The 8,771-nt window shown below is 66.4% G+C and carries 10 protein-coding genes; 8 read left to right on the top strand and 2 right to left on the bottom strand.

The features are described 5' to 3' along the window. Positions 1-239 precede the first annotated feature (239 nt). Positions 240-1,505: an SGNH/GDSL hydrolase family protein gene (locus WS75_RS21425; RefSeq protein ID WP_059682900.1), complete on the bottom strand. Its 1,266-nt coding sequence runs from the start codon at positions 1,503-1,505 to the stop codon at positions 240-242. 198 nt (positions 1,506-1,703) lie between these two features. On the opposite strand from WS75_RS21425, the gene paaA reads away from it, so the two are divergent. From paaA to WS75_RS21385, 8 genes are all read left to right on the top strand, one after another. Next, positions 1,704-2,702 (top strand): 1,2-phenylacetyl-CoA epoxidase subunit PaaA, encoded by a 999-nt coding sequence (gene paaA, locus WS75_RS21420; protein ID WP_059608506.1) that lies wholly within the window; start codon positions 1,704-1,706, stop codon positions 2,700-2,702. 36 nt (positions 2,703-2,738) lie between these two features. Then, positions 2,739-3,023, top strand: a complete 285-nt coding sequence (gene paaB / locus WS75_RS33740) for a 1,2-phenylacetyl-CoA epoxidase subunit PaaB (RefSeq protein WP_006752453.1) — start codon at positions 2,739-2,741, stop codon at positions 3,021-3,023. Between the two features lie 10 nt (positions 3,024-3,033). Continuing rightward, entirely contained in the window at positions 3,034-3,837 is an 804-nt protein-coding gene (gene paaC / locus WS75_RS21410) for a 1,2-phenylacetyl-CoA epoxidase subunit PaaC (protein ID WP_059682899.1), read from the top strand. Between the two features lie 25 nt (positions 3,838-3,862). Further along, positions 3,863-4,426 carry a 1,2-phenylacetyl-CoA epoxidase subunit PaaD gene (paaD, locus tag WS75_RS21405; protein ID WP_059682897.1) on the top strand — a complete coding sequence of 188 codons (564 nt, stop codon included), beginning with the start codon at positions 3,863-3,865 and terminating at the stop codon, positions 4,424-4,426. A gap of 2 nt (positions 4,427-4,428) precedes the next feature. After that, positions 4,429-5,517: a 1,2-phenylacetyl-CoA epoxidase subunit PaaE gene (gene paaE / locus WS75_RS21400; protein WP_059608509.1), complete on the top strand. Its 1,089-nt coding sequence runs from the start codon at positions 4,429-4,431 to the stop codon at positions 5,515-5,517. 129 nt (positions 5,518-5,646) lie between these two features. Beyond that, positions 5,647-6,462, top strand: a complete 816-nt coding sequence (locus tag WS75_RS21395; RefSeq protein ID WP_059682895.1) for a DUF1835 domain-containing protein — start codon at positions 5,647-5,649, stop codon at positions 6,460-6,462. 23 nt (positions 6,463-6,485) lie between these two features. Then, positions 6,486-7,091, top strand: coding sequence for a TetR/AcrR family transcriptional regulator (locus tag WS75_RS21390; RefSeq protein WP_059682891.1), 606 nt, complete (start codon positions 6,486-6,488; stop codon positions 7,089-7,091). Between the two features lie 234 nt (positions 7,092-7,325). Continuing rightward, positions 7,326-7,973 (top strand): GNAT family N-acetyltransferase, encoded by a 648-nt coding sequence (locus WS75_RS21385; protein ID WP_059682923.1) that lies wholly within the window; start codon positions 7,326-7,328, stop codon positions 7,971-7,973. Between the two features lie 69 nt (positions 7,974-8,042). Here the strand turns inward: WS75_RS21385 and WS75_RS21380 are convergent, their stop codons facing one another. Continuing rightward, entirely contained in the window at positions 8,043-8,567 is a 525-nt protein-coding gene (locus WS75_RS21380; protein WP_011655746.1) for an Lrp/AsnC family transcriptional regulator, read from the bottom strand. Between the last annotated feature and the right edge of the window lie 204 nt (positions 8,568-8,771).

The raw sequence follows: 8,771 nt of genomic DNA, 5'->3' as shown, positions 1-8,771 counted from the left end.
GTCCTCTACAACCCACCCTCCATCGCACCGCTTCCCTTCTTCCTCCGCGCTGCGTTTCCGTTAGCGCGAAAGAGGCGTGATTCTAAGCACCCGCCCCGGTCTCCGCAACCCCTTTTGTGAAATATTTTGAAAAGCCCCCGTGCGCTAACGCGCACGGGGGCCTGGCGTTCGAGGGGCCGCGCGCCGCCCACAATCTCGAGGAAGCCGGCGGTTCGTCGTTCTATATATGTAAGGCGATGTCACTTACCGCCGACTGCGGCCTGCAGCCGCTCCATCGGCACCGCATCGGCCATGGCCGTGTAACCCGCGTCACTCGGATGAATGCCGTCGCCGCTGTCATACCGGCGCTGCAGCACACTCGGGCGAGCCGGGTCGCGCAGCACCGCGTCGAAGTCCACCACGCCGTCGAACCCGCCGCCGCTCCGGATCCACCGGTTCACCTCGAGCCGGACCGCCTCGCGCCCAGCCGGCAACGCTGCAGGCGTGAGCGTCGCGCCAAAGACCTTCACGCCCTGGTGATGCGCTGCCTCGATCAACCGGCGATAGCCGTCGATCAACGAAGCGGCCGTGACCTGCGTATGCGGGTTGTCGCAATCGAGCCCCGCACGCGGCGGCATCGCCGCAAAGTTGATGTCGTTGATGCCGATCAGCACGATCGCCGCCTTCACCCCTGCACGCGAAAGCGCATCGCGCTCGAACCGGGACGCCAGCGACGTGCCGTAGCATGCCGAATCGCTCAGCAGCCGATTGCCGCTGATCCCGAGATTCACGACGCCGAGCGAATCCGAACCTGCCGCGGCCAGCCGGCGCGCCAGCGCATCCGGCCAACGACGGTTGCGGTTCAAGCTCGAGCGCAGCCCGTCGGTGATCGAGTCCCCGATCGCGGCGACACTCGCGCGCGCGGCGCCCGCCTCGACGGCCAGTTCGGTCACCCACGCATACTGGGTGAAGCGCGTGCGGAATGCGCCGGCGCCCGGATCGTTCACGTGATCGCCCGGCGCCGATACGTAATTGAGCTGGTTCGACACGCGGTGCCACACCGTCATCCGCTGGTTTGCCCCCATCCTCAGACTGATCGCATACGGCTGCCCGGCCGTCACGTCGATCGCCACCGGGTCGCTTTCAAACTCCTGGCCCGGGGCGAGCGTCACCGACGTCTTGCCGCCGAAGCGGACGGAAGCACCCGTCGCGTCGGCAAGCGCCGCGCCGTCACCGGCGCGCGCGAGTCCGGCAGCCTCGATCAACAGCGGCGCGCGAGCGTAGGCGTTGCTGATACGAATCCGCGCGACATGCCCGGAAACCGTCGGGTAGACGATCTGCCGAACGGTTCGCCCGGCCACGTCGGGCGCGCGATAGAGCGGCGGCGGCGCAGTCAGGTCGGGAATCGGCTGCAACGCGGTCGCCCACGCGGCGACCCACCCGGCCGGTGCGGCCGAGACCGCGAGCGGCGACAGGAAAACGGACGCGCCCAGCACGGTCGCGACGAAACTGCTTCGAAATGACATCGGCGAAATCCTCATCGGAAAGCAGGCATTGTGCCGCAGAAGCCACCCGCCTCACGCGCCCACCGCCTTCCCGGCCGGCGATCGCGCCCCTCGCCCCACGTTTACCCGAGTCCCGCTGCAAATCCGCAAGAAATTTATTAACCGACCGGTCGGTTGGTTTATACTTCGCACACATTCAACCGGACGAGATCCTCCGCCATGTACACGCAATCCCTCGACATCCCCGGCAACGTCGCACCGCTCGACGCCGCAGCCGAGTCGCCCGAGCAGGCGCGGTTCGACGCGGTCATGGCCGCGGACGGCAAGATCGAACCTCAGGACTGGATGCCCGATGCCTATCGCAAGACGCTGGTCCGCCAGATTTCGCAGCACGCGCACTCGGAAGTCGTCGGCATGCTGCCGGAAGGCAACTGGATCTCGCGCGCACCGAGCCTGAAGCGCAAGGCGATCCTGCTCGCGAAAGTCCAGGACGAAGCCGGTCACGGCCTCTATCTATATAGCGCGGCCGAAACGCTCGGCGTATCGCGCGATTCGCTGATCGACGCGCTGCACGCCGGCAAGGCGAAATACTCGAGCATCTTCAACTACCCGACGCCGACCTGGGCCGACGTCGGCGTGATCGGCTGGCTCGTCGACGGCGCCGCGATCATGAACCAGATCCCGCTTTGCCGCTGCACGTACGGCCCGTATGCGCGCGCGATGATCCGCGTGTGCAAGGAAGAGTCGTTCCACCAGCGCCAGGGCTTCGATGCACTGCTGTCGATGATGAAGGGCACCGACGCACAGCGCGCGATGGTCCAGCAGGCGGTGAACCGCTGGTGGTGGCCGGTGCTGATGATGTTCGGCCCGAGCGACGCCGATTCGGTCCATAGCAACCAGTCCGCGAAATGGGGCATCAAGCGGATCTCGAACGACGACCTGCGGCAGAAGTTCGTCGACGCGACGGTCGATCAGGCGAAGGTACTCGGCGTGACGCTGCCCGACCCTGACCTGAAATGGAACGAGGCGCGGGGCCACTACGACTACGGCGCGATCGACTGGGATGAGTTCTGGCGCGTCGTCAACGGCGACGGCCCGTGCAACAAGGAACGCCTCGCAACCCGCGTGAAGGCGCACGACGACGGTGCGTGGGTGCGCGAAGCCGCGCTCGCGCACGAAGCAAAGCGCCGCGCCCGCGCCAAGCAGCAAGCCGCCTGAGCGGCAACCATCGAATACAGGAATCAGGAGAGAGTGATGAACAAGGAATGGCCGATCTGGGAAGTGTTCGTGCGCAGCAAGCAGGGCCTCGACCACAAGCATTGCGGCAGCCTGCACGCGGCCGACGCCTCGATGGCGCTGCGCATGGCGCGCGACGTCTACACGCGCCGCCAGGAAGGCGTGAGCATCTGGGTGGTGCCGTCGTCGGCAATCACCGCGTCGGATCCGGCCGAGAAGGCCGAGTTGTTCGAACCGGCGGGCGACAAGATCTACCGTCACCCGACGTTCTACACGCTGCCCGACGAAGTCAACCACATGTAACGCCCGCGCCATGACGATCACGCCCGAACACCTCTCCTACGTGCTGCGCCTCGCGGACAACGCGCTGATCCTTGGTCAGCGCAATGCCGAATGGTGCGGCCACGGCCCGATCCTCGAGGAAGACATCGCGCTCACCAACATGAGCCTCGACCTCATCGGCCAGGCCCGCATGCTATATACGCACGCAGCCGACCTCGACCGCCAACTGAACGGCGCGGCGAAGACGGAAGACGACTACGCGTACTTCCGCACCGAGCGCGAGTTCGCGAACTTCACGCTCGCCGAGCTGCCGCACTTCGGCCCGCTCGCCGGCACCGCGCACGCCGACAAAGACTATGCGGTGACCATCGTGCGCAATTTCCTCTACTCGACGCTGATGCTGCACGTGTGGATGGCGCTCGAAACGTCGACGGACGCGCAACTCGCCGCGATCGCCGCGAAATCGGTGAAGGAAACCCGCTATCACGTGCAGCATGCCCGCGAATGGCTGTTGCGCCTCGGCGATGGCACCGACGAGTCGCATCGCCGTGCACAGGCCGCGCTCGACTACCTGATTCCGTACACGCGCGAATTCTTCGCCGCCGACGCCGTCGACGACGCGATCGCCGCATCCGGCATCGGCCCGGCAGCGGCCACGCTCGAAGCCGCCTGGCGTGCAGACGTGGACGATGCGCTCGCGGAAGCGACGCTCACCCTGCCCGCGCCGGTGCAGCATGTGACGACCGGCAAGCGGGGCGAGCACTCGGAGCACATGGGCTACCTGCTCGCGGAAATGCAGAGCCTCGCGCGCCAGCACCCCGGCGCGACCTGGTAACCGGCCGACCCAACGGAGCCCGACGATGTCCGTCCAGACCGCCGCACCCGCCGACGCCGCACCCGCCGCGCACCACAACGATCCGTTGCTCGCGCGCGCGTGGGAGGTGCTCGAAGCCGTGCCCGATCCCGAGATTCCAGTCGTGTCGATCCGCGAGCTCGGGATCCTGCGCGACGTCCGTCGCGCAGACGACGGCCTGCTCGAAGTCGTGATCACGCCGACCTACTCCGGCTGTCCGGCGATGTCGCAGATTGCCGAGGACATCGCCGCGGCGATGCATGCCGCCGACCTGCCGCCGCACCGGATCGAGACGGTGCTCGCGCCCGCATGGACGACCGACTGGATCACGCAGGAAGCGCGCGACAAGCTGCGCGCGTACGGCATCGCGCCGCCCGTCGGCCAGTGCGCCGGCGCCGCGCCGCGGGAAAACGTCGTGCGTTTCGTGCCGCGCCCCGTCGCGGCGCCCGTTTGCCCGCGCTGCGGTTCCGCCCGCACCGAGCGTCTCGCGCAATTCGCGTCCACGGCCTGCAAGGCGTTGTATCGCTGTGTCGACTGCCGCGAACCCTTCGACTACTTCAAACCTTATTGATCATGGCGACCCCGCAATTTCACCCGCTGCGTATCCGCGATGTGCGCCCCGAGACCGCCGACGCCGTTACCGTCTCCTTCGACGTGCCGCCCGAATTGCGCGACGCGTACCGCTTCACGCAGGGCCAGTTCGTCACGCTGAAGACCCACATCGACGGCGAGGAAACGCGCCGCTCGTACTCGATCTGCGTCGGTACGACCGACTACGACCGTGACGGCGAACTGCGCATCGGCATCAAGCGCGTGCGCGGCGGCCGGTTTTCGAACTTCGCGTTCGACACGCTGAAGCCCGGCCACACGATCGACGTGATGACACCGGACGGCCGCTTCTTCACGCACCTGAACGCCGACCACGGCAAACAGTACGTCGCGTTCTCCGGCGGATCGGGCATCACGCCGGTGCTCGCGATCGTGAAGACGACGCTCGAGCTCGAGCCGCGCAGCACGTTCACGCTGATCTACGGCAACCGCAGCGTCGACGCGATCATGTTCGCCGAGGAGCTCGAGGACCTGAAGAACCGCTACATGAACCGCTTCGTCCTGTACCACGTGCTGTCGGACGACCAGCAGGACGTCGAGCTGTTCAACGGCGTGCTCGACCAGGCGAAATGCGCGGAATTCCTTGCCACGCTGACGCCGGCCGACGCGATCGACGAAGCGTTCATCTGCGGCCCGGCGCCGATGATGGACGCGGCCGAAGCCGCGCTGAAGGCAGCCGGCGTGCCGCCGGCGAAGGTACATGTCGAACGCTTCGGCACGCCGCTGCCGCAGGCCGGCGCGCCCGTCGTCGAGATCACCGACCAGACGCCGGCCGCCGATCTCGAAATCGTGCTCGACGGCAAGAAGCGCAAGCTGCGCCTGCCGTACGAGGGCGTGAGCCTGCTCGACGTCGGCCTGCGCGCGGGCCTCGCGCTGCCCTATGCGTGCAAGGGCGGCGTGTGCTGCACGTGCCGCGCGAAGGTGGTCGAAGGCGAAGTCCGGATGGAGAAGAACTACACGCTCGAGGAACACGAAGTGAAGGACGGCTTCGTGCTCACGTGCCAGTGCCACCCGGTCAGCGACAAGGTCGTCGTGAGCTTCGACGAGCGTTGAGCGTCGTCGCACCGGCGCGGCGCGCCGGTTTCTCGTCGTCACACATCTCGCTTACACTAGGGGCCGCCGGCCGGCTGGACGTCGCAACGTCCGCCCGGCCGGCGGTTTTCTTTTGTTGATGACAGGCCGATGAGTACCATTCACGTGATTCAGGGCGGCACCGCCGCCGCGTCGCTGCGCGAGGCGCTCGCGCAAGCCGGACGCGACGAGCGCGTCGTCGGATTGCTCGACGATCTCGCGGTCGGGCCGCTGAAGGGCGCCGACGAGACGCCCGACACGCGCGCCGCCTTCTGGCAGCGCGTGCTCGGCGACCAGATTCCCGACTGGAATGCGGAGATCGAAGGTGAATTCACCCGCCTCGACCAGCTCGCGATGGATACCGACCAGGTAGTCGTCTGGCACGCACCGAGCGTCGGCGACAAGCTGCTGTTGCGACGCGTCGCCTATCACCTGCGCAACGTGCCGCAGCGGCTGAACGAGGTACGGTTGTCGGCCGCGGACCTCGACGCCCCGCAGCGCGCGACGCTGACCCGCACCGACCAGGCCTGCTCGACCGGGATGTTCTCGCCCGCGGCACTCGCTCGCAAACGGCCGGTGGCCGCGCCGATCTCGGTACTGCGCATCGGTCGCCTCGCGCTCGAATGGCAAGAGGCGAAGCACCTGAATGCCGAGCTGCGCTACTGGGTCAGCAACACGATCAAGAGCGGCCATTACGCGGACCTCGACGCGCTGATCGTCGCGCACGCGCAACCCGGCTGGCTGCCCGCGCGACGCGTCGTCGGCGACATCATGGCCAGCGCCGACCGCGGCGGGCTGTTCGTCAGCGACTCGATCGCCTGGTGGCGCTGCCGCGAACTCGCGGCAGCCGGCCGGCTCGAGCTGCAGGACGACGCGCCGGCCGCCCTTTCTTCCACGCAGGTGCGCGCGGCAGCCGCGCATCGCTAACGCTACAACTTTCGCATTCGACCATGGCCCGTACCCGAGCGCCCGACCACGAATCCCAGCGCGAGCAGATCCTCGATCTCGCCGCCGAGAAATTCGCGCAGACGAGCTATCCGAGCACGTCGATGTCCGATCTCGCGACCGCGAGCGGCACGTCGAAGGCACGTCTCTATCACTATTACGAGAGCAAGGAAGCGATCCTGTTCGACCTGCTCGACCGCTACACGAAGCGGTTGATGCTGATCATCGCCGAGGTGGAAGGCGCGAGCCAGCGGCGCGGCCTCAGCGAGCGCGACGCGTTCGCCGAGCTGGTGCGCGCGTTCCTCGCCGAGTATGAGACGTCGCACAGCCGCCATGTCGCGCTGCTCAACGACGTGAAGTATCTCGAGGACGCGCAGCGCGAAATCGTGCTCGACCGCCAGCGCGACATCGTCGCGGCATTCGCGCGCCAGCTCGCGCGCGCCTACCCGGACCGGATCTCGAAGGAAAACCAGACGTCGGTCACGATGATGGTGTTCGGGATGATCAACTGGACGTTCACGTGGCTCAAGCCGGGCGGCCGCCTCGGCTACCGCGACTTCGCCGAACAGGTGATCGACCTGATGGAACACGGGCTGTCGTCCGGCGCGTGATTGCCGCGCAGCAGCATGCGTTGCGCGGCGGGCACACTGCGACAGGCCGCCGCGCATTTCATATGATGAATTTTAAATCCGTTATAAATCAAACACATAGCGAATTAACTAAGCGGATTTAGAATTCCTACTCAGCACAAATAACGTCAAATACGGGTTTTCCCCAACCCCACTCAGGTAAAATGCGCTGCATTGCACAAGTTGCTCGTGCAGCTACACACTGAGGAACCCACGATGAACACGCAACTCAACCGCCGAGCCGATGCAGTCGGCCAGGCCGGTACTGCGCCGGTTCTCGTCAGGGAACTGGCTTCCAAAGACCGTGAGCAAATGCTCACCCACTTTCTCTCGCTCAACGAAGAGGACCGCCTGCTGCGCTTCGGCCAGATGGTGCCCGACCACGTGATCGAGAACTATGTCCGTACGATCGACTTCGGTCGCGACACGGTGTTCGGCGTGTTCGACCATGCGCTCGAGCTGATCGGCGTCGGCCACCTGGCGTATCTGCCCGCCGAAGGCGACAAGCGTACGGCGGAATTCGGCGTGTCGGTGCTCGAAAGCGCCCGCGGCTGCGGCGTCGGCTCGAAACTGTTCGAGCGCGCGGCGATCCGTAGCCGCAACACCCGCGTGACGATGCTGTACATGCATTGCCTGTCGCGCAACGCGACGATGATGCACATCGCGAAGAAGTCCGGCATGCGGATCGAATACGCATACGGCGAGGCCGATGCGTACCTGTCGCTGCCACCGGCCGACCACTCGACGATCCTCGCCGAGATGCTGCAGGAGCAGGCCGCGGTATTCGACTACGCGCTCAAGCGCCAGGCGCACCGCACGTCGAAGTTCATCGAATCGCTGATGCCCGCCGCGCTGACGGCGTAACATCGGCCGACCGGGCCGCCTCGCGGGGCGCCCGGCTCAGCCTTCTTTCTCCCCTTCTCGCACCGCGCTCTAGCGCACCGACCGGATCGGCAACGCCGTCGTCTCCTTGAAGCACTCGAGCGAGAAGCTCGTCTTCACGTCGATCACCGACGGATGGTGCAGCAAATGCTCCTGCACGAAGCGGGAGAAGTGCGCCATGTCCTCGACCTGCACCCGCAGCAGGTAATCCATGTCGCCCGTCATCGCATGGCACGCCACCACTTCCGGCCAGGTCTGCACGGCCGCGCGGAACAGTTCCGCGTGGGTCGCGCCCGCGCGCGCCGACGTCTCGTCGGCACGGACCGGCGCCAGGCCGCCGCGCTTCTCGAGCCGCACGCTCACGTATGCGAGCAGGTCGAGCCCCAGCTTCTGCGGATCGAGCAACGCGACGTAGCCGGTGATCACACCGATCTCCTCGAGCCGCCGGATCCGTCGCAGACACGGGCTCGGCGACAGGTTCACGCGCTCGGCGATCTCCTGGTTCGACAAGCGGCCGTTCTCCTGAAGAATCGCGAGAATCCGCCGGTCGATGGCATCCAATTCGGCTTGCGCCATCTTCTGCCCTCCAATGATGGTTCAGAGACTGGAAATTGCGCCATCGTAGGCATGGACGATTAAGTTCGCAAGTTTCCGCTCGCGCCCGCCCGCTACACTCTGTCGCACGTACCGATTCGTTGCGCACGCCGACGCGTGCGCCGCGTTCGACATCGAACCAGGCCGCGCACGCGCACGTCGCGCCGGCCGATCGCCCCGCACAGG

This window comes from Burkholderia sp. FL-7-2-10-S1-D7, from assembly GCF_001524185.1.
GTDB lineage: Bacteria > Pseudomonadota > Gammaproteobacteria > Burkholderiales > Burkholderiaceae > Burkholderia > Burkholderia diffusa.
Note: the sequence above shows the minus strand (reverse complement) of the source record. Positions and strands in the feature narration are given on the sequence as shown.